Here is a 23,245-nt window from a genome sequence, read left to right as displayed (position 1 = left end):
ATGGATGGATTCACGACGAGTCGGCGGAGCGGGCCCTTTGGCCGATATGCGAATGTCTGGCTAAAACATTAAACAAGGGAGAGCAGGAATGAGTATTAGAGTCGGCATTAACGGCTTCGGTCGCATGGGGCGGTTGGCGCTCAGGGCGGCCTGGGAATGGGACGAGCTGGAGTTTGTGCAAGTCAACGATCCGGCCGGTGACGCGGCTACCCTGGCGCATCTGCTGACTTTCGACTCGGTGCACGGGCGCTGGGCCCATGAGGCGGTAGCCGAAGGGGACGAGATGGTGATAGGCGATCGGCGTATCCGCTGCAGCCAGAACAGCACCATCGACGAGACCGACTGGTCCGGCTGTGACCTGGTTATCGAGGCTTCCGGCAAGATGAAAACCACGTCTCTGTTGCAGGCTTATCTGGAGCAGGGGGTGAAGCGGGTGGTGGTGACGGCGCCGGTAAAGGAAGAAGGCGTACTCAATGTGGTGATGGGGGTGAACGATCATCTTTATGATCCCGAGCTGCATACCATCGTTACCGCCGCCTCCTGCACCACCAACTGTCTGGCGCCGGTGGTCAAGGTGATTCACGAGCGGCTTGGCATCAAGCACGGCTCCATGACCACCATTCACGATATTACCAATACCCAGACCATACTGGATGCGCCCCATAAAGACCTGCGCCGGGCCCGGGCCTGTGGCCAGAGCCTGATCCCCACCACCACCGGCTCTGCCACGGCCATCACCCATATCTTCCCCGAGCTCAAGGGCAAGCTGAATGGTCATGCGGTGCGGGTGCCGTTGGCCAATGCCTCGCTCACCGACTGCGTATTCGAGCTGGAAAACGCCACCACGGAGGTAGAGGTCAATGCGCTGCTCAAGGCCGCCGCCGACGGTGAGCTCAAGGGCATTCTCGGCTTTGAAGAACGCCCGCTGGTGTCGGTGGATTACAAGACGGACCCGCGTTCCAGCATCATCGATGCCCTGTCGACCATGGTGGTGAACGGCACGCAGCTCAAACTTTACGCCTGGTATGACAACGAGTGGGGTTATGCCAATCGTACCGCCGAGCTGGCGCTCAAGGTAGGCCGGCGGGACCTGGCTGGCTAATGCTGTCACGGCTATCTCCCGAGCTGCGCCAGTACTTGCTGATCACCGGCAACTACTGGGCCTTTACGCTTACCGACGGCGCCCTGCGCATGCTGGTGGTGCTGCACTTTTACGGCCTGGGTTACAGTCCGCTGAACATTGCCCTGTTGTTTCTGTTTTATGAATGCTTCGGGGTAATTACCAATCTGGTGGGCGGTTGGTTGGGCGCGCATCTGGGCCTTAATCGCACCATGAACATAGGGTTGGGCTTGCAGGTCGTGGCGCTGGCCTTGCTGCTGGTGCCGGTAAGCTGGCTGACGGTGCCCTGGGTGATGATGGCGCAGGCACTGTCGGGCATCGCCAAGGATCTCAACAAGATGAGCGCCAAGAGTGCCATCAAGAGCCTGGTACCCAAACAGGCGGAAGGCAGCCTCTACCAGTGGGTAGCGCTGCTCACTGGCTCCAAGAACGCCTTGAAAGGGGCGGGGTTCTTCCTCGGTGGTGTTCTGCTGGCGTGGCTCGGCTTCGGTGGCGCCGTGGCGGCCATGGCATCCATGCTGGCATTGGTGTGGTTGTTCAGCGTCATCATGCTGAAAAAGGATCTGGGCCGGGCCCGCAACAAGCCGAAGTTCACCGAACTCTTTTCCAAGAGTCGGGCTATTAACGTGTTGTCAGCGGCGCGCCTTTGTCTGTTCGGTGCCCGGGATGTCTGGTTTGTGGTGGCCTTGCCGGTGTTTCTGGCCAGTGAGTTTGGCTGGGATCACTGGCGGGTCGGCGGCTTTCTGGCGTTGTGGGTGATCGGCTACGGCCTGGTGCAGTCGTTGGCGCCGTATGTTACCGGTAAGCGAGCGGGGCAGGTGCCTGATGGCCATGCAGCCTTCGTCTGGGCGATGGGGCTGACCCTGGTGCCAGCCTTGATCGCCCTGGGGGTAGGGTCCGATTTATACCCCCATGAAACCCTGATTGGTGGCCTGCTGCTGTTCGGTGCGATTTTCGCCATCAATTCCTCGCTGCACAGCTACCTGATCGTCAGCTATGCCAGCGACGATGGGGTATCACTGGATGTGGGCTTCTATTACATGGCCAACGCAATGGGACGCCTGCTGGGCACTCTGCTGTCGGGCTGGGTTTATCAGCAGTCAGGCCTGGTGGCCTGCTTATGGCTTTCTGCCGGTTTGCTGCTGCTGGCGGCGATGCTGTCGCTTAAACTGCCTCGGCAGCGAAAACGACTACCTAAACTCGAGTGATTCGGTCGATATAGGCAATAAATATGGTAAAGCGGCAATCATGCCGCTTTTTTATTTCAGGTAACTGTGGCTAGATAGAGAGAGCAGAGGTATAGGCATACACAGGTATTGGCAGGAGTCAGCATGGAAATCAGGAAGGTCCGCAGCGGTGAAACAGGCAATATCTGGCGTTTGTTCCATGAGACCGTGCACCGCATCAACCAGGTCGATTACAGTGCAAACGAGCTGGCGGTATGGGCGCCTGATGAATATGACGAGCCGCGCTGGGTCAGTCGTTTTATCCGCACGCGCCCGCTGGTGGCGATGGATGGCAATTTTCTGCTGGGCTTTGCCGAACTGGGGGACGATGGCCGCATCGATCTGTTTTATGTGCATCATGCCCATCAGGGTGAGGGTGTGGGGCGGGCGCTGATGCAGCGACTGAAAGCCGAGGCATCATCGCGCGGTCTGTGCCGACTCTATTGCGAGGCCAGCATTACCGCACAGCCTTTTTTCGAACGCATGGGGTTTGTCTGTCTGGAACAGCGCGAGCTTGAGCGCAGAGGCGAACAGGTATCGGTAATTATGATGGAAAACAAGATTTAACAATCTCATGCGAGAAAGAGGTTTCAGTCGTGAGGCGACTCTTCTTTCTTGCGTTAAATTGCAGGCAATAAAAAACCCACCAGAAGGTGGGTTTTTTATTTGATTTGGTCGGCGTGAGAGGATTCGAACCTCCGACCCCTAACACCCCATGCTAGTGCGCTACCAAGCTGCGCTACACGCCGAATCGGGGCTCACTATATAGGGGCAGGTTGGGCGCTGCAAGTCTCTTTTCTTCATTCGGGTTTGTTTGCCGGTTTCTTGCTCAGTGATGCCAGTTCCATTAAGTATCTGATCATATTAAGGCCTATTCTTGAACACCGAGTTGCCTGCAGACGGCACCAACAGGCCACGTCGGCGAATCGGACCCTTTGGCCGACTTCGCCGGATTGGATCAATGTGCATCCACAGACAACCCTTGCTTGCAGCGGGTTTGTCTTTTGCCATAATACGCGTCCCAACGGAGGCGGTAATGAACGAACAAGACGAATACTGGATGCGCCGGGCCATGATGCTGGCGGCAAAGGCCGAGGCAGAAGACGAGGTGCCGGTAGGGGCGCTGGTGGTGTACAAGGGCGAATGTATCGGCGAGGGCTGGAACAGGTCCATCGGCAGCCATGACGCCACCGCCCATGCCGAAATCATGGCGCTGCGTCAGGCCGGGCAGACCATCGGCAATTACCGGCTGCTGGACTGTACCCTCTATGTGACCCTGGAGCCTTGCATGATGTGCACTGGCGCCATGGTACATAGTCGCATTCAGCGGCTGGTGTACGGTGCCGCCGATGCCAAGACCGGGGCAGTAGACTCGGTGTTGCAGCTACTGGCCACCCCCGGGTTGAATCATCTGGTGGCCTGGCAGTCGGGCCTGTTGGCCGAAGATTGTGGCACCCAGCTCAGCGCCTTCTTCAAGCGCCGCCGGGCAGAGAAAAAAGCCGCCCGCAAACAGGCGGCGGAGTAAACAGGTCTTTATATCGACTCCGGACAAAGGGTCCGCTCCTCCGACTCGCTTCAAGCACATCCATGTGACGCTCAGCACATGACGTCCCTGTCATGTGATGGTCGGCGGAGCAGATCCCTTTGTCCTCCTTGATGCTACCGTGTTACCTCTGGAGCACTCTAACCAGATAACGAGCCAGATGGGTATAATTGAAACTCACACGACATCGATGTCGACTACCAAGTCGTCGCTGAGGGCTTCCAGCCGAGCCTGCAAATCGCTCAGGGTCTGGCCATGGGGAAGGGTCAGGGTGCTGTTGGCCTCAAACAGCATGGTGCCGGTGGTGGGCGCCGGGTAGCTGTCGGTCTTGAGGGTTTTCACACTGATATTGAGTTGGTTCAGCACTTGTGTGACCTCGTCGATGATACCCAGCCGGTCGTTGGCGGTGACGGTCAGCTGCAGCTTCTGGCCCTGCAGGGGTTGATGCCTTCCTTCTACCAGCTGTACCTGAAAATCGGGCAGCGCACGCAGCGCCTGACCCAGTGCCTCGCCGTGTTCCTCCGGCACCCGTATTTCGACGATGCCGGCAAAGTAACCGGCCAGTTCGCTCATGGCGCTGGCCTGCCAGCTGCCGTGGTGTTGTTTGATAAGCGTGGCCAGTTGTTTGACCAGTCCGGTCTTGTCGGGACCTATCAGGGTGGCGACCAGAGTTTGCATGGGTTTTCTCCTTGTAAAAATACATGTTTAAACAGACATGGCTGCCAGTTGAAGATAGATGGTTCCAACATATTTTACCGGCATCCAGCTCACGGTTCATGGATGTAACAAAATTGTCATTTACTTGCCATACAATAGGGGCAACTGGAAATATATCGAGGTGACTGATGTCGACCGAAACCCAAACCCTGGCGCTGTCGGGCAGCCGCAAACGCTGGTTTAAAGACCGGCTGGTGCATATAGGCGTGACCACCGGTGGCATTCTGGTGCTGGTGGCCCTGCTATTGATCTTCTTTTACCTGCTCTATGTGGTGAAGCCGATTTTTGACGATGCCCGGGTCGAGCCAGGGCCACAATTCAGCCTGGTCGAGTCCGACACTGTTACCGATATTGGTATTGGTAAGACGGCACTGCTGGGTATTGAAGAGCAGAACGAGCTGGTGTATCGCTTCAACGATCGGGGTGAAGTGAACTTCTATTCCTTGCCCGAAAAGGGCAAGCGGGTTTACAGCCTCAAGGTCGAGGGTGAGGTGACCAGTGTCGCCCGCAACATTACCGACAAGATGGTCGCCTATGGTCTGGCCGATGGTCGGCTGATGGTGCTGTCGCCCAAGTTCAATGTCAGTTATCCGGACAATGTCCGCACCATACTGCCCGAAGTGGAGTTCCCCTTCGGCGAACAGCCTCTGGTGCTGGATGAGCAACAGCGTCCCCTGAGTCAGCTCACCATAGCGCGCAACGGAGACGATTTCGCGGCCGCAGCACTCACCGATGACGGCATCGGGATCCTGACCCGTTTTGCCGGCAAGGAAAACTTCATCACCGGCGAAATTGAACTCAAGGCCACCCAGGTGACGATTCCGGGCTTGCCCGAGCAGGTGGATCAGTTGTTGCTGACCCCGAACCTGCGCTTCCTGTTTGTGCGCAGCGACAACGACGTTTATATCTATGACGTGCGTAATATCAACAAGGTACGGCTGCGTAACGTGCTGGCGATGAATGCCGCCGGTGGCAATATCAGCTCCCTGAGTCTGCTGTCCGGCGGCAACTCGTTGCTGGTGGCCAACGACAACGGCAAGGTGTCCCAGTGGTTCGAGGTGACTCGCGACGGCAAGCGTGAATTTACCTTCATCCGTGAATTCGAGGCCAATGGCGCCATCGCTCAGATAACCTCCGAGGTGAACCGCAAGGGCTTTGTCACGGCGTCGAGCAACGGCAGCCTGGATATCTTCCATACCACCGGCGGCTCTCGTCTGTTCTCCGAAAAGCTGGCGGGTGATGGCGTCTCGGCGCTGGCTATGTCGCCCCGTAACTCCATGCTGCTGCTGCTCAATGGCGACAAGCTGTCCACCTTCCATGTGGAGAACGAGCACCCGGAAGTGACCTGGCGCGCCATGTGGACCAAGGTGTGGTACGAAGGCTATCCCGAGCCGCAATATGTGTGGCAGTCCACCTCCGGCAGCAGCGACTTCGAGTCCAAGTTGAGCCTGGTGCCCATCTCCTTCGGTACCCTCAAGGCGGCCTTCTATGCGCTGTTGTTTGCGGTCCCCATCGCCATTGCCGGGGCCGTTTACACCGCCTACTTCATGTCTTCTGGTTTGCGCAAGGTGGTTAAGCCGACGGTGGAAATCATGGAGGCGCTGCCGACAGTGATCCTCGGCTTTCTGGCCGGTCTCTGGCTGGCGCCGCTGATAGAAAACCATTTGCCGGGCATGGTGATCCTGCTGGTGATGATGCCAGTGTCGATATTGCTGATGGCTTTTGTCTGGCATCACCTGCCCAAAAACATTCGTAATGCGGTGCCCGAAGGCTGGCAATGCATATTGTTGCTGCCGCTGGTGGTGCTGGTGGGCTGGATGTCCTTTGCCTTCAGCCCCATGGTAGAAACCCTGTTTTTCGGCGGCAATGCCCGCAGCTTTCTCACCAACGAGCTGGGTATCGATTTTGACCAGCGCAACTCGCTGGTGGTGGGTATCGCAATGGGCTTTGCGGTGATCCCGACCATCTTTTCCATTGCCGAAGATGCGGTGTTCTCGGTGCCCCGGCACCTGTCCAACGGCTCGCTGGCGCTGGGTGCTACCACCTGGCAGACCCTGACCCGGGTGGTGATGCTGACCGCCAGCCCCGGTATTTTTTCGGCGGTGATGATGGGGCTGGGCCGGGCCGTGGGTGAAACCATGATCGTGCTGATGGCCACCGGTAACACGCCGGTGATGGATTTCAGCATCTTTAACGGCATGCGGACCTTGTCGGCCAATATCGCGGTGGAAATGCCGGAAGCCGAGGTCAACAGCTCACATTACCGGGTATTGTTCCTGGCGGCCTTGGTACTTTTTGTTTTCACCTTCATGGTCAACACGGTCGCGGAGTTTGTTCGCCAGCGGCTGCGTGACAAATACAGTTCAATGTAAGGGCGGGACGACTCATGAGGAAATGGTTTAAATCGGGGGCGCCCTGGATCTGGATGACCGGTGGCGCTGTCAGTATCAGCCTGGTGGCGGTACTGGGGTTATTGTTGTTGATTGGCTGGCGTGGCCTGACGTTTTTCTGGCCGCATGCCATCTACGAATGGCAGGTCAGCTCGCCGGCGGGTGATCGCCAGACCGTTATCGGTGAAATTCATGATCGGGAAGTGGTGCCGGTGGCGCAGTTACGCGGTGCGGGGCTAACGCTGGAAGGCGTGACTTCCGAGACCCTGACTCGTTATCTGGTCAAGACCGGTAACCGGGAATTTGTGCAGCTCGATTTTCGCTGGTTGCTGGAAACCGACATCGTTTCCCGTCAGGAGCCGACCGAGCTGGCGGTGCTGGAGCGTTCCACTCACGGCAACTTCTACGGTTATGTCGAACGGGTACAGGAAGGCGGCAATGCCGTCGGTGGCGACGTGCGCGAGCAGCTCAAGCGCCGTATCGAGCGGGTAAGCGAGCTGAACAGCCAGATGAAAGCCCTGCAGCGGGGCGAGATTGGCACCATCAACTTCGAGCTGGAAAAGCTGCGCCTCAAGCAGCGTCGACTGGAATTGGATGGCGAAGCGACCGACGAGGCACTGGCCGAGATTCAGGCCGAGGAGCAACAGCTTAGAGCCGATTATCAGGTGCTGGAAAAGCAGCTGTTTGCCCTGCGTGAAGAGGCCCGCCGCGATAATGTGGTGGTGCGGGACATGCGTGGCCAGGAAGTCACGCTGTCGCTGGGTAATGTGCTGGATGTGACCTGGCCCAACGACATGGGTCCGGTGGCCAAGGTACTGCACTGGTTTTCGCAAATCGGCAAGTTTGTCAGTGGCGAACCCCGCGAAGCCAATACCGAGGGCGGCGTGTTCCCGGCCATCTTCGGCACCGTATTCATGGTGATACTGATGGCCATTATCGTGACCCCGCTGGGGGTGGTGGCGGCCATTTATCTGCACGAGTATGCGGGCAAGAACAACCTGACCAAGATTATCCGCATCGCGGTCATCAATCTGGCGGGGGTGCCGTCTATTGTGTACGGGGTGTTCGGTCTGGGCTTCTTCGTTTACATGGTGGGGGGCTCGCTCGATCAGCTGTTTTATCCCGAGTCGCTGCCCACACCGACCTTTGGCTCGCCCGGGGTGCTGTGGTCGGCGCTGACGCTGGCTATTCTGACTCTGCCGGTGGTGATAGTGTCTACCGAAGAAGGCTTGTCGCGGATTCCGAGCGCAGTACGCCAGGGCTCGCTGGCACTGGGGGCCACCAAGGCGGAAACCCTGTGGCGCATCGTGATCCCCATGGCCAGCCCGGCGATCATGACCGGTCTTATTCTGGCGATTGCCCGGGCTGCGGGCGAAGTGGCACCGCTGATGCTGGTGGGCGTGGTGAAGCTGGCACCCAGCCTGCCGGTGGACGGTAACTTCCCCTATCTGCATGTAGAGCGTAAATTCATGCACCTAGGCTTTCATATCTACGATGTGGGTTTTCAGAGCCCCAACGTGGAAGCGGCGCGACCACTGGTATATGCGACCTCCTTCCTGCTGGTGACGGTGATCGTCGGTCTTAACCTGACCGCCATCGGTATTCGTAATCACCTGCGTGAAAAATTCCGCTCTCTTGATCAGTAAGTTCAGGACAGCCCATCATTTTGAGGTAATAAGATGATTAATGTAGCAACCACCATGAGCCAGGATGCGACCCTCGATCTCGGCAAATTGACGGACAAGCAGACGGCGCTGAAGGTCCGTGACCTCAACCTGTTCTATGGCGCAAAGCAGGCGCTGTTCAACGTGGACATGAACATTGCCAAGGGCCAGGTGACCGCCTTTATCGGTCCGTCAGGCTGCGGTAAATCGACGCTGCTGCGTTGCATCAACCGGATGAACGATCTGGTGGAGAATTGCCGCATCGAAGGCGAAATTCTGCTGCACGATCAGAACATCTACGGCAAAGGGGTGGATGTGGCGGCCCTACGTCGGCAGGTAGGCATGGTATTCCAGCGGCCCAATCCGTTCCCCAAGTCGATTTATGAGAACGTGGTTTATGGCCTGCGGTTGCAGGGCATCAACGACCGTCGTCGGCTGGATGAGGCGGTAGAGCGTTCATTGCGCGGGGCGGCGCTGTGGGATGAGGTCAAGGATCGACTGCACGAGAACGCCTTTGGTCTGTCTGGCGGTCAGCAGCAGCGACTGGTGATTGCCCGTGCCATTGCCATCGAGCCGGAAGTGTTGCTGCTTGATGAGCCGACCTCGGCGCTGGATCCGATCTCGACGCTGGTGATTGAAGAGCTGATCAGCACCCTCAAGGAACAGTTCACCGTGGTGATTGTAACCCACAACATGCAGCAGGCGGCACGGGTATCGGATCATACCGCCTTCATGTATATGGGTGAGCTGATTGAGTACACCGACACAAATACCCTATTTACGACTCCGGCCAAGAAAAAGACCGAAGATTACATTACCGGACGCTACGGTTAAGGAGCACAGCGATGATGGACAACCACAACCTCAAGAAACATATTTCCGGTCAGTTTAATACTGAGCTGGAAGGCGTCCTGAACCAGGTGCTGGTGATGGGCGGTCTGGTCGAGCAGCAGCTGACCGATGCCATTACCGCCATCCACAAGCAGGATCTGGAGATGGCCCGGCTGATAGTGGCGAACGATCACAAGGTGAACGGACTCGAGGTACAGATAGACGAAGACTGCACCCGTATCATCGCCAAACGCCAGCCGGCGGCCTCGGATTTGCGGCTGGTACTGGCGATCATCAAGACCATCACCGATCTGGAGCGCATTGGCGATGTGGCCAAGCGTATCGGCATGATGCTGCTGGATAACGCCGACAAGAAGCAGCCGCCGCTGGTGTCGATGGAGAACATGGGCCGGCGTACCGTCAAGATGTTGCACGAGTCGCTGGATGCCTTCGCGCGCATGGACGTGGAAGCGGCGATAGAAGTGCACAAGGAAGATGCCAGGGTCGACCGGGAATATGAGTCGATCATTCGCGAGCTGATGACCTTCATGATGGAAGATCCGCGTTCTATCCCTCATGTGCTCAACGTGCTGTGGTGCGCGCGCTCGCTGGAGCGGGTAGGGGACCGGGTACAGCATATCTGTGAATACATCATCTATTTCGTCAAGGGCAAAGACGTGCGCCACACCAGCGATGAAGACATTCACAGCATGCTGGACCGATAAACGACACTTATTGCCAGATCGGACGAGGTGGCCTTGAGTTGCTTAAAAACGCGCGATAGCGCGTTTTTTTGTCTGTTTTTTGTCTGTTCTTTGCATGGAAAATGCGAGCTTTTCGAGTGAGATGGCAGTGGCACGCTGGCGTCGAGTGCTGAAAATATGTACGAATTGTACCGGGTTGTTATTGGTGTTTATATCATTGAATTATATGCAATATTATAAAATAAATGACTTTTTATACACAATTTGTAAATATCCTGTGAGCACTCATTGCAATTCGACTTTGCCTCTGGCTCCCTTCACGAGGTAAACTATCGCTCCCAAGCGATTAGGGTTAGTGATCGGTCTTAAACATAACTACTGACAACTAGAATAGAAGAAGCAACTATGACGGAACGTACTCACCTCGGCACTTTGCAAGTCGCTACCGTTCTTCATGATCTGGTAGTAAATGAAATCATCCCCGGTACTGGCGTTGAGCCAGCGGCTTTCTGGACCGGCATGGAACAGATCGTCAACGATCTGGCTCCGAAGAACCGCGCCCTGCTGGAAAAACGGGAACAGCTGCAACGTCAAATCGACGAATGGCATCAGGCTCATGCCGGCCAGTCCTTTGATGCAGCAGCCTACAAGCAGTTCCTGACCGACATCGGCTACCTGCTGCCGGCAGTCGATGACTTCGCCATCACCACCACCAACGTTGATGCAGAACTGGCGACCCTGGCCGGCCCTCAGCTGGTTGTACCGGTCAACAATGCCCGCTACTGCCTGAATGCCGCCAACGCACGTTGGGGCAGCCTGTACGATGCACTGTACGGCAGCGATATCATCTCCGATGCCGATGGCGCCGAAAAAACCAAGGCATTCAATCCGCGTCGTGCGGCCAAGGTTGTTGCCTGGGGTCGTAACCTGCTGGATCAGGCCGCGCCTCTGGCCAACGGCAGTCACGCCGATGCCAACACCTATCAGGTGATTGACGGTCAGCTGCAGGTCACCCTGGAAAACGGTGAAGTCACTACCCTGGCCGACACCAGCAAGTTTGCCGGTTATAACGGTGACGCTTCCACTCCGGTTGCCGTGTTGCTGCGTAATAACGGCCTGCACATCGAGCTGCAGTTCGACCGCTCCAACCAGGTAGGTAAAGACGACAAGGCGGGTATCAAAGACCTGCTGCTGGAATCCGCCTTGTCCACCATCATGGACTGCGAAGACTCCGTTGCTGCCGTCGATGCCGAAGACAAGGTCGGTGTGTATCGCAACTGGCTGGGCCTGATGAAAGGCACCCTGACCCAGAAGGTACAGAAAGGCGACAAAGAAATCGTCCGCAGCCTGAACCCGGATCGCGAATACCTCAATCCTCAGGGTGAAAAGTTCGACCTGCATGGCCGCAGCCTGCTGTTCGTCCGTAACGTCGGTCACCTGATGACCAACGAAGCGGTACTGGACAAAGACGGCAACGAAGTACCGGAAGGCATTCTCGATGCTCTGGTGACCTGCCTGATTGCCATTCACGATCTGAAAGGCAACGGCCAGTTCAAGAATTCCCGTACCGGCAGCGTGTACATCGTCAAGCCCAAGATGCATGGTCCGGAAGAAGTCGCGTTTGCCTGTGAACTGTTCGCCCGTGTCGAGCAGGTACTGGGCCTGGCCAAGAATACCCTGAAAGTGGGTATCATGGACGAAGAGCGCCGTACCAGTGTCAACCTGAAAGCCTGTATCTATGAAGCCCGCGAGCGTGTGGTCTTCATCAACACCGGCTTCCTGGACCGTACTGGTGATGAAATTCACACCAGCATGGAAGCCGGCCCGGTTGTGCGCAAAGGTAATATGAAGCAGCAGGCCTGGATTGGCGCCTACGAGAACAACAACGTAGACATCGGTCTGGCTGCCGGCCTGCAGGGCAAGGCACAAATCGGTAAAGGCATGTGGGCGATTCCCGACAACATGGCCGATATGATGGAGCAGAAAATCGCTCACCCCATGGCCGGTGCCAACACCGCCTGGGTTCCGTCTCCGACCGCCGCCGTGCTGCATACTACGCATTACCATCAGGTGAATGTGAAGTCTCGTCAGGATGAGCTGAAGTCACGCGAAGCGGCCAGCCTGGACGAACTGCTGACCATTCCGCTGCTGGCCAACCCGGAAAAGCTGACTGCCGAAGAAATTCAGCAGGATCTGGATAACAATGCCCAGGGTATCCTCGGTTATGTTGTGCGCTGGATTGATCAGGGTGTGGGCTGTTCCAAGGTGCCGGACATCAACGATGTCGGCCTGATGGAAGACCGCGCTACCCTGCGTATTTCCGCTCAGCACATCGCCAACTGGCTGCGTCACGGCATTCTGACCAACGATCAGGTGATGGAGTCCATGAAACGCATGGCCGCCATCGTCGATCAGCAGAACGCCGCCGATTCGCAGTATCGCAATATGGCACCAGGCTTCGATGGCATCGCCTTCAAAGCCGCCTGTGACCTGGTATTCGAGGGCGCTACTCAGCCCAGCGGTTATACCGAGCCACTGCTGCACGCTTATCGTCGCAAGCTGAAAGCTCAGGGCTAATTACCCTGTTGCAGCTAAAAAGTTGCTGTTAAAAAATCCCCGGCTGGTCCGGGGATTTTTTTGCCTGTTCGCCGCTTAAAAAAATCATGAGCTCATGTCTTATAATCGTGATCAAAGCCGGATAAAAAAGTGTATCCGGGGTGTTAACCACCTATGTTTCCTGTCAACCTGACGGCAATCTCATCCATTTATTCACACAGCGGTCGTTCATGATAAAACGTCTGGTTATTTCCCTTTCTGCCCTGATTTTCAGCGTCTTCCTCTTGATGGGGGGAAACACCTTTGTCATGACTCTGCTCGGGGTCAACCTGGGCCTCAGGGGCATTGAGCCGACGCTGATCGGCAGCATTATGGTGTGTTACGCGGTGGGCTTTGTGCTCGGCTCCCTGTATGGCCCCCGGGTGATCAAGCGCGTGGGGCATATTCGAGCCTTTGCCGTGTTCAGTGCCTTCCTGGCCAGCTCCACCCTGATCTTTCCGTTGACCGACAGTATCTGGGTCTGGGCACTGTTACGCGCCTTTGCGGGCATAGCGGTAGCCGGCAGTTTTGTGGTGATTGAAAGCTGGTTCAGTGCCGTGGCCACCAATGAATATCGGGCGACGCTGTTTTTTACCTATCAGATTTGTACCTACATTGCGGCGACCGCCGGCCAGTTGCTGATTGGTCTGATCGATCCGGTGGCCTTTGTGCCCTTTACCCTGGGTGCCATCGTGCTGACCGCGGCGCTGGTGCCACTGTCGCTGAGTCGGGTGGAAGCACCGACTATAGAGCACAGCGAGCGCATCAGCGTGAAAGCCATTATCAAGGATGCGCCGGTGGGGCTGTTGGCGGCCTTGTGCAGTGGGGTCTTGATCAGCAGCTTCTATTCGATGGCTCCTGTCTATGCCATTGACGTTGGCCTGCCGGTAGACCAGCTGTCTTATTTCATGGCGGCCTCGGTATTTACCTTTATCCTGTTTGCCTGGCCGCTAGGCCGGTTATGTGACCGGCTAGACCGCAGCAAAATCATGGTCTGGCTCAATGCTCTGATTGTTGGCAGCGCCTTGGGCGTGGTGTTTATGGGGCATCTGAACCTCTGGTTTCTGATCGGTTTTTCTTCACTCTATATGGGCATGGTGGCGGCTATCTATCCGGTGGCGGTGGCGATCACCAACGACCGAATGGAGGCCCACCATATTGTCGCGGCCAGCACAACCTTGTTGCTGAGTTACGGTCTGGGCAGCACCTTGGGGCCGCTGTTCAGCTCCAGCATGATGACCTGGCTCGGGGCCCAGGGGCTTTACTATGGTTGTGCCGGGGTGGCGTTGCTGCTGGGAACCTATACATGGGTCTGGCAGTGGCGCAGCACTTCGGTGCCGGTGCTGGAACAGGCCCACTATATTCAGACCCCGGCGGACACGGCGGGTATCATTGTCGAGCTGGATCCTCGAAACGAAGAGTTTGTGGAAGTGCCGATGGAAGAGGTGTTTCCGCATATGGAACAGGAGGCCATTGCCGAAGCGCAGGCCTGCCAGATGGAACTGGACTTACCCGAACCTGAGCCCGAACCCCAGCCCGATACCGAGGTAGAGGAGCCCGTGCTGTTGCCGCACTGAGTCGAGTCGCATAAGCTGGTGGAATGTTATACAGTCATAAAACCGTCAACAGGAGATGTTAGGGTCACTTGAGGTTTGTTTCACCAGCGAGGACAAGATCATGGATTATGTGCCGCAGATGATGCCCCCCCACCTGTCGTTACCGCTTTGCATGTCGGCGGCGGATGATTGTTATCCGGCGCAGTTGCTGCGCTGGTTGCAGCATCAAGCCGACGACCCTGTTCGGGCCGACCAGCGAGAAATAGAGCTGGAAGGCGTTTGATTAACCCCTGTTTTGATGACTCCCCCGACTGCCTTGGCAGCCGGGGTTTTCCTTTTTAGGGCTCCATCACTTCTCCAGCCATTCCCCTTGGTTTCAATCCCCGTTAGACTTGTGCCTGATTTCAGTACCGGAAGGGAAATGCCCGGTATCGCCTTTATGCCCACAGGAACAAGAGTAAATGATTCGAGTCGCCATTAACGGCTACGGCCGTATCGGACGCAGTGTATTACGGGCGTTTTACGAACGTGATCTGCACCGGTATATGAAGATCGTCGCCATCAACGAACTGGCCGAGCCAGAGGCCATGGCTCACCTGACCCGTTACGACTCCAGCCACGGACGTTTCGGCCGGGAGGTGACGCTGTTGCCGGGTGCCTTCGAGATTGAAGACGATATCATCCGTTTATGTCATGAGCCCGATCCTGCCCGGCTGCCCTGGGCCGAGCTGGGCGTCGATCTGGTGCTGGAATGCACCGGCGTATTGTCCAGCCGGGCCGATGCCCGGCTGCACCTGAAGGCGGGCGCCAAAAAGGTGCTGTTTTCCCATCCGGGCGACAACGATCTGGACGCCACCATCGTCTACGGCGTCAATCATCAGCAACTGACCGGTGACGAGACCATTGTTTCCAACGCCTCCTGTACCACCAACTGCGTGGTGCCGGTGATCGAGACCCTGCACCGGGTATTCAATATCAAGTGCGGTAACATCACCACCATTCATTCGGCGATGAATGATCAGCAGGTGATCGATGCCTATCATCCCGATCTGCGCCGCACCCGCGCCGCCAGCCAGTCCATCATTCCGGTGGATACCAAGCTGGCCAAGGGCGTTGAACGCATACTTCCGCATTTTGCCGGTAAGTTCGAGGCCATTTCGGTGCGAGTACCCACTATTAACGTAACCGCCATGGATTTGAGCGTAATCGTGGACAACAAGGCCACGGTCGAGGCGGTCAACCGGGTGCTGCGCGAGGCCGCCGCCGGGCCGCTCAAGGGGATTCTCGGCTATACCGAGGCGCCGCTGGTCTCGGTAGATTTCAATCATGATCCTCATTCTTCCATCATCGATGGCACCCAAACCCGGGTCAGTGACGCCAACCTGATCAAGATGCTGATGTGGTGTGATAACGAATGGGGCTTTGCCAACCGGATGCTGGATACCAGTCTGGCCTGGCTCAAGCCGGTCGACACGAATTAAAAAACACTAATACTGCAATATAGAGGACGCGTTATGTCTGTCATCAAAATGAACGAACTCGACTTGTCTGGCAAGCGGGTGCTGATCCGCGCCGATCTGAACGTGCCGGTTAAAAACGGCAAGGTCAGCTCCGACGCCCGTATCCTGGCCTCGCTGCCGACCATCGAAGCGGCACTGGCTCAGGGTGCCCAGGTGATGGTGACTTCTCACCTCGGCCGCCCCACCGAAGGTGAATACGCCGACGAGTTCTCCCTGCAGCCGGTGGTAGATTACCTGCAGCACGCCCTGTCTGTGCCGGTACGTCTGGCCAGAGATTATCTGAACGGCGTGGAGCTTGCCGCCAACGAGCTGGTGGTGCTGGAAAACGTGCGCTTCAATAAAGGCGAGAAAAAAGATGACGAGGCCCTGTCTCGTCAGTATGCGGCCCTTTGTGATGTGTTTGTGATGGATGCCTTCGGCACCGCCCATCGGGCCCAGGCCTCCACTCATGGCGTAGCCAAATTTGCCACCATCGCCTGTGCCGGCCCCTTGTTATCTGCCGAGCTCGAAGCATTGGCCAAGGCGCTGGATAACCCGGCCCGGCCGCTGGTGGCGGTAGTAGGTGGCTCCAAGGTTTCCACCAAGCTGACCGTGCTGGAATCTCTGTCCGGCATCGCCGATCAGCTGGTGGTGGGGGGCGGAATTTCCAATACCTTCGTCGCCGCCGCCGGCCACAACGTAGGCAAGTCGCTGCATGAAGCGGACCTGATCCCGGAAGCCAAGCGACTGATGGCCAAGTGTGATATTCCGCTGCCCACCGATGTACGCACTGCCACCGAGTTTTCCGAAACCGCAGCGGCCACTCTCAAGGATGTGTCCGAAGTGACCGACAACGAGCAGATCCTCGACCTGGGTGACGAGTCTGCCGAACAGCTGGCCGAGATCCTGAAAAACGCCAAGACCATCATCTGGAATGGCCCCGTGGGCGTGTTCGAATTTGAAAACTTCCGTCGCGGCACCGACATTGTGGCCAGGGCCATTGCCGAGAGCGACGCCTTCTCCATCGCCGGTGGTGGCGACACTCTGGCGGCCATCGACCTGTTCGGAATCAAGGACAAGATCTCCTATATCTCAACCGGTGGCGGCGCCTTCCTGGAGTTTGTGGAAGGCAAGACACTGCCGGCGGTGGCCATGCTTGAGCAGAGAGCCAAGGGCTAACCGGTATTACTGATTCAAATCAGCTGGCACTGGTTGCCGGCCGAATGCTTTTCCTACAGGAGCAAGATAATGTCCCAGAAAATTTTTGATGTGGTAAAGCCGGGTGTAGTCAGCGGCGACGATATGCAGACGATATTTACCATCGCCAAGGCCAACGCATTCGCGCTGCCGGCGGTGAACGTGGTGGGTACAGAGTCGGTTAACGCCGTGATGGAAGTCGCCGCCAAGGTCAAGGCGCCGGTGGTGGTCCAGTTCTCCAACGGCGGCGCCGCCTTCTTCGCCGGTAAGGGTCTGAAGCTGGAAGGTCACCAGGCCGCCATTCTGGGCGCCATTTCCGGTGCTCGTCATGTGCATGCGCTGGCCGAAGCCTACGGGGTGCCGGTTATTCTGCATACCGACCATGCGGCCAAGAAGCTGCTGCCCTGGATCGACGGCCTGCTGGACGCGGGCGAGAAGCACTTTGCCGAGACCGGCAAGCCGCTGTTCAGTTCGCACATGATCGACTTGTCCGAAGAAAGCCTGGAAGAAAACATCGAGATCTGCGGCCAATACCTGGCGCGCATGAGCAAAATCGGCATGACCCTGGAAATCGAGCTGGGCTGCACCGGTGGTGAAGAGGACGGTGTCGACAACACCGGCATGGACAGCTCGCTGCTTTACACCCAACCGGAAGACGTGGCCTATGCCTACGAAAAACTGAGCGCTATCAGCGACAAGTTCACCATCGCCGCCTCCTTCGGCAACGTGCACGGCGTATACAAGCCGGGCAACGTCAAACTGACGCCGCAGATCCTGGATAACTCCCAGAAGTATGTGTCCGAAAAATTCGGTCTGCCGGCCAAGTCACTGAACTTCGTGTTCCACGGTGGCTCCGGCTCTTCTGCCGAAGAAATCAAGGAGTCCATCGGTTACGGGGTGATCAAGATGAACATAGATACCGATACCCAGTGGGCGACCTGGGCCGGTGTGATGGATTATTACAAAGCAAAACAGGATTACCTGCAGGGTCAGATCGGAAACCCGGACGGTGACGACAAGCCGAACAAGAAATACTACGATCCGCGGGTCTGGCTGCGCGAAGGCCAGAACAGCATGATGGCCCGCCTGGAACAGGCGTTCAAAGAACTGAATGCCGTTAACGTATTGTAAATATTAGCCTTTAAAGTTTGAAATCATACCGGCCCAGTGCCGGTATTTTTTTGCTCGCCTTTCCACGTTGCCCCTGATACTCGACAGGTACGGCACGGTGTCGTTCGGTCATCAATCTGCTGTTTTTTTACTCATCTCTGCGCAGTAACCATAACTTCACTAGAATAAGACCCATGCGCTACTGACGGGAGCATCTTCATTCATGCAGGACTCACAATCGGTTCAGGATCCCTTGCTGCATTGCCTGGTGTTCCTGACCAAACTCTATGGTCACCCCTGGCAGGGGGAAGCCCTGATATCCGGGTTGCCACTGCCGGAAGCCAGGCTGACGCCGCTGCTGTTTTCTCGCGCGGCCGAACGGGCCGAGTTATCGGCCCATCATGCGGCCTATTCGCTCGACGATATTTCGGACTTGTTGCTGCCCTGCATTCTGTTGTTGAAAGAAGGCGACGCCGGTGTGCTGCTGGAGACGGATACCGAGCAGGCCCGCTGTCGGGTCATGCTGCCAGGGTCGGGAGAAGGTGAACAATGGTTGTCGTTTGAAAAACTGTCGGCCAGTTACAACGGTCACGTTATTTTTACCAAACCCAAATTTCGCTTCGATGAACGATCCCCCAAGATACTGGACAGTCATGATGGGCACTGGTTCTGGGGTACCCTGCGGCGCTCCTTTTCCATCTACCGGGATGTGTTGATTGGCTCCTTGCTGATCAACATCTTTGCCTTGGTCACGCCTCTGTTCACCATGAACGTGTACGACAAGATAGTGCCCAACCTCTCTTTTGACTCCTTGTGGGTGCTGGCGATCGGCGCCGGAATCGTGTTTTTGTTCGATTTTCTGCTGCGCATGCTACGCAGTCACTTTATCGATGTGGCCGGCAAAAAATCGGATGTATTGTTATCTGCACAGATCTTTTCCAAGGTGATGGGGATGCGCATGGAGGCCCGGCCACCTTCTACCGGTGCCTTCGCCAAGCATCTGCAGGAATTCGAGTCGGTCCGGGACTTTCTAACCTCGGCCACGGTGGCGGCACTGGTCGATATTCCGTTTTCCTTCCTGTTTTTGCTGATCATCTGGATTTTCGCCGGTTCTATGGTGTGGGTGCCGGTTATCGCGATTTTGTTGCTGATCGGCTTCAGTGTGCTGATCCAGCGGCCGTTGAAACGCAGCATAGAAGAAGGATCGCGGCTGGCATCCCAGAAAAATGCCAACCTGGTAGAAGGCATAGCGGGGCTGGAAACCATCAAGTTGTTTGGTGCTCAGGGAACTTTTCAGCACCGCTGGGAGCAGGCGGTGAGCCATATTGCCAGCTGGGGCATGAAAACTCGTCGCCTGACCAACTCGGTATCCACCCTGGCCAGTGTCACTCAGCAATTCACCACTGTTAGCCTGATTGTACTGGGGGTGTACCTGATTGCCGCCGGTGACTTGTCGATGGGCGGACTGATAGCGGCGGTGATGCTGAGCGGCAGAGCCATAGCGCCCATGGTGCAGCTATCGGTGTTGTCGACTCGCTACAACCAGGCCCGCTCCGCCATGGGGATTCTGGAGCAGATTATGGCTGCCCCCGAGGAACAGGAAGCGGGACGGCGCTTTATTCATCATCCGGTATTCAGCGGCGATATTCAGTTTGATCAGGTGTGCTTTCGTTATCCGGGCTCCGAGCATGATGTGCTGAGCAACCTGAGCCTGCATATCAAGGCCGGAGAAAAGGTGGCCGTTATCGGTCGTATCGGCTCGGGCAAGACGACACTGGAGCGGCTGGTGGCGGGTTTGTATAAACCGACAGGCGGCGCTATTCGTATTGATGGCATCGACATCGGCCAGCTGCAACCGGCGGCTCTGAGACGCAATATCGGTTGTGTGCCACAGGATGTAAACCTGTTCTTCGGCACCATTCGAGACAACATAGTGATTGCCAATCCGCTGGCGGAAGAAAGTCAGGTGCTGGCGGCGGCACAGCGGGCGGGGGTGACCCTGTTTACTAACCAGGATCCCGATGGTCTGGACAAGCAGGTCGGCGAAGGCGGCCGCCAGTTGTCCGGTGGTCAGCGCCAGGCGGTAGCCATCGCCCGGGCGATGCTCAACGATCCGGTGATGGTGATGATGGACGAGCCCACCTCCAACATGGATAACCGTTCCGAGCTGTATATTCGTCAGGAGCTGCTCAAGCTCAGGGCCGAACAGACCCTGCTGCTGGTGACCCATCGCACCTCCATGCTGGAGGTGGTTGACCGGGTCATAGTGCTGGAGCAAGGGCGAATAGTGGCGGATGGGCCCAAGGCACAGGTATTGCAGCAGCTGAAGTCTGGCAAGGTACGTAGCAAGGAGGCCAGTTATGGGTAAAAAAACATTGCCGCCAGAGTTGCTCGATTATACCAATGACATCGCCGCCGCCGTGTTGTTGAATACCCCCAGAGCGGGCAAGGCCCTGCTGTGGAGCATGCTGCTGTTCGTGACGGTGGCTTTGATATGGGCGTATTTTGCCGAGCTGGAAGAAGTCACCTCTGGCATGGGCAAGGTTATCCCTTCCAGCCAGATCCAGGTGGTGTCCAACCTGGAGGGGGGCATAGTCCGGGAACTTTATATCCGTGAAGGGCAGCAGGTTGAAAAGGGACAGGTGTTGCTGCTGATCGATGACACCCGTTTTTTATCGGATTTGCGGGAGAGGGAACAGGAAATTGCGGCATTACAGGGCGATGTGCGGCGGTTAAAGGCAGAGATAAACTCGATTCATATTCTTGAAGACCCGGGTCTGGCCTGGCGGGCTCAGGTAAAGGTTGAAAAAGTCGACCTGGAGTTTCCCGATGATTTTCGCGAGCAATATCCGGGGCAGCCCGAGTTTCAGCGATCCCTGTTCAGCGAACGGCTGGGGTTCGTTAAAAACCAGCTGTCCATTTTCGGCAATCAGATAGAGCAGCGCGAGCAGGAAGTCATCGAGACCAATGCCAAGGTGCGTACGCTGCAGCGGGGGGTCTCGCTGGCCGCACGTGAAGTGAACATGAGCCGTCCGCTGGCCCGGGAAGGCATAGTGCCCCAGGTTGAAATTCTGCGCCTAGAACGGCAGCTGAACGAGATGCAGGGGGAGCTGGAGTCGACCCGGTTGCTGTTGCCCAAGCTTGACGCCTCCCTGCGGGAAAACATCTTCAAGCGCAAGGAGGTGGCCCTGACCTTCCGTTCCGAAGCTCAGAAAGAGCTGAACGAGCGGCGTAACCGGCTGGCTCAGTTGCAGCAGGGAGAGGTTGGCCTGCAGGACAGGGTGCGGCGAACCTCGGTGACCTCACCGGTCAAAGGCACCATCAAAACCCTTAATGTAAATACAGTGGGTGGCATAGTGCAGCCGGGGGTAGATCTGGTCGAAATAGTGCCGTTGGAAGATACTTTGTTGGTAGAAGCCCGTATTGAGCCGAAAGACATTGGTTTTTTACGCCCGGGACTGGAGGCAATGGTCAAGTTTACCGCCTATGATTTCACTATCTATGGTGGCTTGGTCGGTGAAGTGGAGAAAATCAGTGCCGACTCTATCCAGGATGAAGAAGGCAATACTTTTTTTCTGGCGACCATTCGTACCAGTGAAAGTTTTCTGGGACAAGAAACGGCACCGCTCCGGATTATTCCGGGTATGCAGGCCGGGGTCGATATCATAACGGGTAAAAAAACGGTACTGGATTACCTGCTCAAACCCATATTAAGAGCAAGGCAGAGCGCTTTGCGTGAGCGTTGAATCTGGAAGGGAGAAATACAAATGAAAAAAACGACGATTGCAGTGCTGGTCGGTGCCGCTCTGGTATTGCCGGTACAGGCCCAGACTCTGGAAGAGGCGGTGACCCAGACTCTGATAACCCACCCCAAGGTGAAGGAAGCGTTTCACCTTTATCAGTCCCGGCAATACGAGCAGGATGAGGCATTTTCTGGTTATTTGCCCACCCTGGATGCCAATGCCGGTATAGGTTATGAATATACCGACAGTCCGGGAACCCGGGACGGCAGTGACAGGGCCGACAAGACCCTGACGCGCAAAGAGGCCGGCCTTTCATTGCGCCAGTTACTGTTTGATGGTTTCAAAACTTCCAGCAACGTGCACCGAACTCAGGCCGAAGCGGATGCGCAGCGTTATACCCTGCTCTCCGATGCGGAAAATATCGCTCTGCGCGTAGCGGAAGTATATTTGGATGTGCTACGTAAGGATGAAATTGTCGAATTGTCGCGCCGAAATCTGGAAACGCACGAACAGATTTTATCCGATATTCAACGCCGGACCGATTCCGGAGTGGGCTCTACCGCCGACTTTACCCAGATTCAGGGGCGGGTGGCGCGGGCCTATTCCAATATGACGGCTGCCGAAAACAATCTGCGGGATGCGCAAAGCCAGTTTATCTCGCTAGTGAATGACATGCCGGGTGATTTGCGCCAGCCCAAAACGGATGCCAATTTCATTCCGCCCACGCTGGATGAAGCGCTGGTGATTGCCAAGGAAAAACATCCAACGCTGGCATCTGCCTCGCTTGATGTGGACGCGGCACGTTATCAGCATGAAGACGCCAAATCCGGTTTTTATCCCAAGGTGAATCTGGAGCTGGACAGCGGCTGGAATGACGATATTGACGGTGTTCGTGGTCATAATAACGACTTCACCGCCATGGTACGTATGCGTTACAACCTGTTTAACGGCGGTGCCGATGTGGCACGCAGTCGCTCGACCTCGGCACTGGAGATGCAGGCCAAGGATATTCACATGAACGCACATCGTCAGGTTGAAGAAGGTATGCGCCTGGCTTGGGCTGCGTATGAATCGCTTGGCCGGCAGAAAAACTTTCTGCGTAAACATGTGGAAGCCAGCTTCAATACCGTCGATGCCTATAAGAAGCAGTTTTCACTGGGCAGCCGGACCCTGCTGGACGTCCTGAACACCGAAAACGAGTTGTTCGAGGCCCGACGTTCCTACATCGACACCGAGTACGATCAGTTACTGGCGGAGTATCGCATCATGAATGCGTCCGGGCAGCTGCTTGAGGCGCTGCGGTTCACTCAGCCGGAACAGTGGCAGGCCAAAAGCTAAAAGCTAAAAAAT

The 23,245-nt window shown here is 56.5% G+C and carries 18 protein-coding genes and 1 tRNA gene; 17 read left to right on the top strand and 2 right to left on the bottom strand.

The annotated features are described in order from the left end of the window. Window positions 1-88 precede the first annotated feature (88 nt). The 3 genes from UN63_RS09855 to UN63_RS09845 all read left to right on the top strand — a co-directional run bounded on the left by UN63_RS09855 (window position 89) and on the right by UN63_RS09845 (window position 2,913). Complete coding sequence (locus UN63_RS09855; RefSeq protein WP_104486588.1) at window positions 89-1,102, top strand: ArsJ-associated glyceraldehyde-3-phosphate dehydrogenase; 1,014 nt, start codon at window positions 89-91, stop codon at window positions 1,100-1,102. Beyond that, window positions 1,102-2,328 (top strand): organoarsenical effux MFS transporter ArsJ, encoded by a 1,227-nt coding sequence (gene arsJ, locus UN63_RS09850; protein WP_104486587.1) that lies wholly within the window; start codon window positions 1,102-1,104, stop codon window positions 2,326-2,328. Before UN63_RS09855 ends, arsJ begins: the two co-directional genes overlap by 1 nt. 123 nt (window positions 2,329-2,451) lie before the next feature. Continuing rightward, on the top strand, window positions 2,452-2,913 hold the full coding sequence (locus tag UN63_RS09845; RefSeq protein ID WP_104486586.1) for a GNAT family N-acetyltransferase: 462 nt from the start codon (window positions 2,452-2,454) through the stop codon (window positions 2,911-2,913). Window positions 2,914-3,018: 105 nt separating this feature from the next. On the opposite strand, the gene UN63_RS09840 is transcribed toward UN63_RS09845, so the two are convergent. Then, window positions 3,019-3,095 (bottom strand) — tRNA-Pro (locus tag UN63_RS09840). A gap of 287 nt (window positions 3,096-3,382) precedes the next feature. On the opposite strand from UN63_RS09840, the gene tadA reads away from it, so the two are divergent. After that, on the top strand, window positions 3,383-3,871 hold the full coding sequence (tadA, locus tag UN63_RS09835; RefSeq protein ID WP_104486585.1) for a tRNA adenosine(34) deaminase TadA: 489 nt from the start codon (window positions 3,383-3,385) through the stop codon (window positions 3,869-3,871). 195 nt (window positions 3,872-4,066) lie between these two features. On the opposite strand, the gene UN63_RS09830 is transcribed toward tadA, so the two are convergent. After that, window positions 4,067-4,567 carry a glycine cleavage system transcriptional repressor gene (locus tag UN63_RS09830; RefSeq protein WP_104486584.1) on the bottom strand — a complete coding sequence of 167 codons (501 nt, stop codon included), beginning with the start codon at window positions 4,565-4,567 and terminating at the stop codon, window positions 4,067-4,069. A gap of 167 nt (window positions 4,568-4,734) precedes the next feature. Here UN63_RS09830 and UN63_RS09825 point away from each other — a divergent pair, with 167 nt between their 5' ends. The 13 genes from UN63_RS09825 to UN63_RS09765 all read left to right on the top strand — a co-directional run bounded on the left by UN63_RS09825 (window position 4,735) and on the right by UN63_RS09765 (window position 23,233). Continuing rightward, a complete protein-coding gene (locus UN63_RS09825; RefSeq protein WP_104486583.1) occupies window positions 4,735-6,978 on the top strand; it encodes an ABC transporter permease subunit in 2,244 nt (747 codons plus the stop codon). A gap of 14 nt (window positions 6,979-6,992) precedes the next feature. Continuing rightward, window positions 6,993-8,642 carry a phosphate ABC transporter permease PstA gene (gene pstA / locus UN63_RS09820; protein WP_104486582.1) on the top strand — a complete coding sequence of 550 codons (1,650 nt, stop codon included), beginning with the start codon at window positions 6,993-6,995 and terminating at the stop codon, window positions 8,640-8,642. A 33-nt stretch (window positions 8,643-8,675) separates the two neighbouring features. Continuing rightward, on the top strand, window positions 8,676-9,494 hold the full coding sequence (gene pstB / locus UN63_RS09815) for a phosphate ABC transporter ATP-binding protein PstB (RefSeq protein ID WP_104486581.1): 819 nt from the start codon (window positions 8,676-8,678) through the stop codon (window positions 9,492-9,494). A 14-nt stretch (window positions 9,495-9,508) separates the two neighbouring features. Beyond that, a complete protein-coding gene (gene phoU, locus UN63_RS09810) occupies window positions 9,509-10,216 on the top strand; it encodes a phosphate signaling complex protein PhoU (protein ID WP_104486597.1) in 708 nt (235 codons plus the stop codon). Window positions 10,217-10,600: 384 nt separating this feature from the next. Further along, window positions 10,601-12,772, top strand: coding sequence for a malate synthase G (locus UN63_RS09805; protein ID WP_104486580.1), 2,172 nt, complete (start codon window positions 10,601-10,603; stop codon window positions 12,770-12,772). A gap of 209 nt (window positions 12,773-12,981) precedes the next feature. Next, a complete protein-coding gene (locus UN63_RS09800; protein ID WP_104486579.1) occupies window positions 12,982-14,367 on the top strand; it encodes an MFS transporter in 1,386 nt (461 codons plus the stop codon). A 100-nt stretch (window positions 14,368-14,467) separates the two neighbouring features. Next, window positions 14,468-14,629 (top strand): hypothetical protein, encoded by a 162-nt coding sequence (locus UN63_RS17080; protein ID WP_181068221.1) that lies wholly within the window; start codon window positions 14,468-14,470, stop codon window positions 14,627-14,629. Window positions 14,630-14,807: 178 nt separating this feature from the next. Then, complete coding sequence (gene epd / locus UN63_RS09790) at window positions 14,808-15,827, top strand: erythrose-4-phosphate dehydrogenase (protein WP_104486577.1); 1,020 nt, start codon at window positions 14,808-14,810, stop codon at window positions 15,825-15,827. A gap of 33 nt (window positions 15,828-15,860) precedes the next feature. Further along, complete coding sequence (gene pgk, locus UN63_RS09785) at window positions 15,861-17,024, top strand: phosphoglycerate kinase (RefSeq protein WP_104486576.1); 1,164 nt, start codon at window positions 15,861-15,863, stop codon at window positions 17,022-17,024. 69 nt (window positions 17,025-17,093) lie between these two features. Next, complete coding sequence (fbaA, locus tag UN63_RS09780) at window positions 17,094-18,173, top strand: class II fructose-bisphosphate aldolase (protein ID WP_104486575.1); 1,080 nt, start codon at window positions 17,094-17,096, stop codon at window positions 18,171-18,173. A gap of 202 nt (window positions 18,174-18,375) precedes the next feature. Then, window positions 18,376-20,520, top strand: a complete 2,145-nt coding sequence (locus UN63_RS09775; RefSeq protein WP_104486574.1) for a type I secretion system permease/ATPase — start codon at window positions 18,376-18,378, stop codon at window positions 20,518-20,520. Continuing rightward, window positions 20,513-21,898, top strand: a complete 1,386-nt coding sequence (locus tag UN63_RS09770; protein ID WP_104486573.1) for an HlyD family type I secretion periplasmic adaptor subunit — start codon at window positions 20,513-20,515, stop codon at window positions 21,896-21,898. The genes UN63_RS09775 and UN63_RS09770 overlap by 8 nt, the downstream gene beginning before the upstream one ends. A gap of 21 nt (window positions 21,899-21,919) precedes the next feature. After that, window positions 21,920-23,233 (top strand): TolC family outer membrane protein, encoded by a 1,314-nt coding sequence (locus tag UN63_RS09765; protein WP_104486572.1) that lies wholly within the window; start codon window positions 21,920-21,922, stop codon window positions 23,231-23,233. The last annotated feature ends 12 nt before the right edge of the window (window positions 23,234-23,245 follow it).

The sequence above is a fragment of the Oceanisphaera arctica genome (assembly GCF_002936955.1).
In the GTDB taxonomy this organism is placed as follows: Bacteria; Pseudomonadota; Gammaproteobacteria; order Enterobacterales; family Aeromonadaceae; genus Oceanimonas; species Oceanimonas arctica.
The sequence above is the reverse complement of the archived record's forward strand: the minus strand, read 5'-3'. Positions and strand labels throughout refer to the sequence as shown.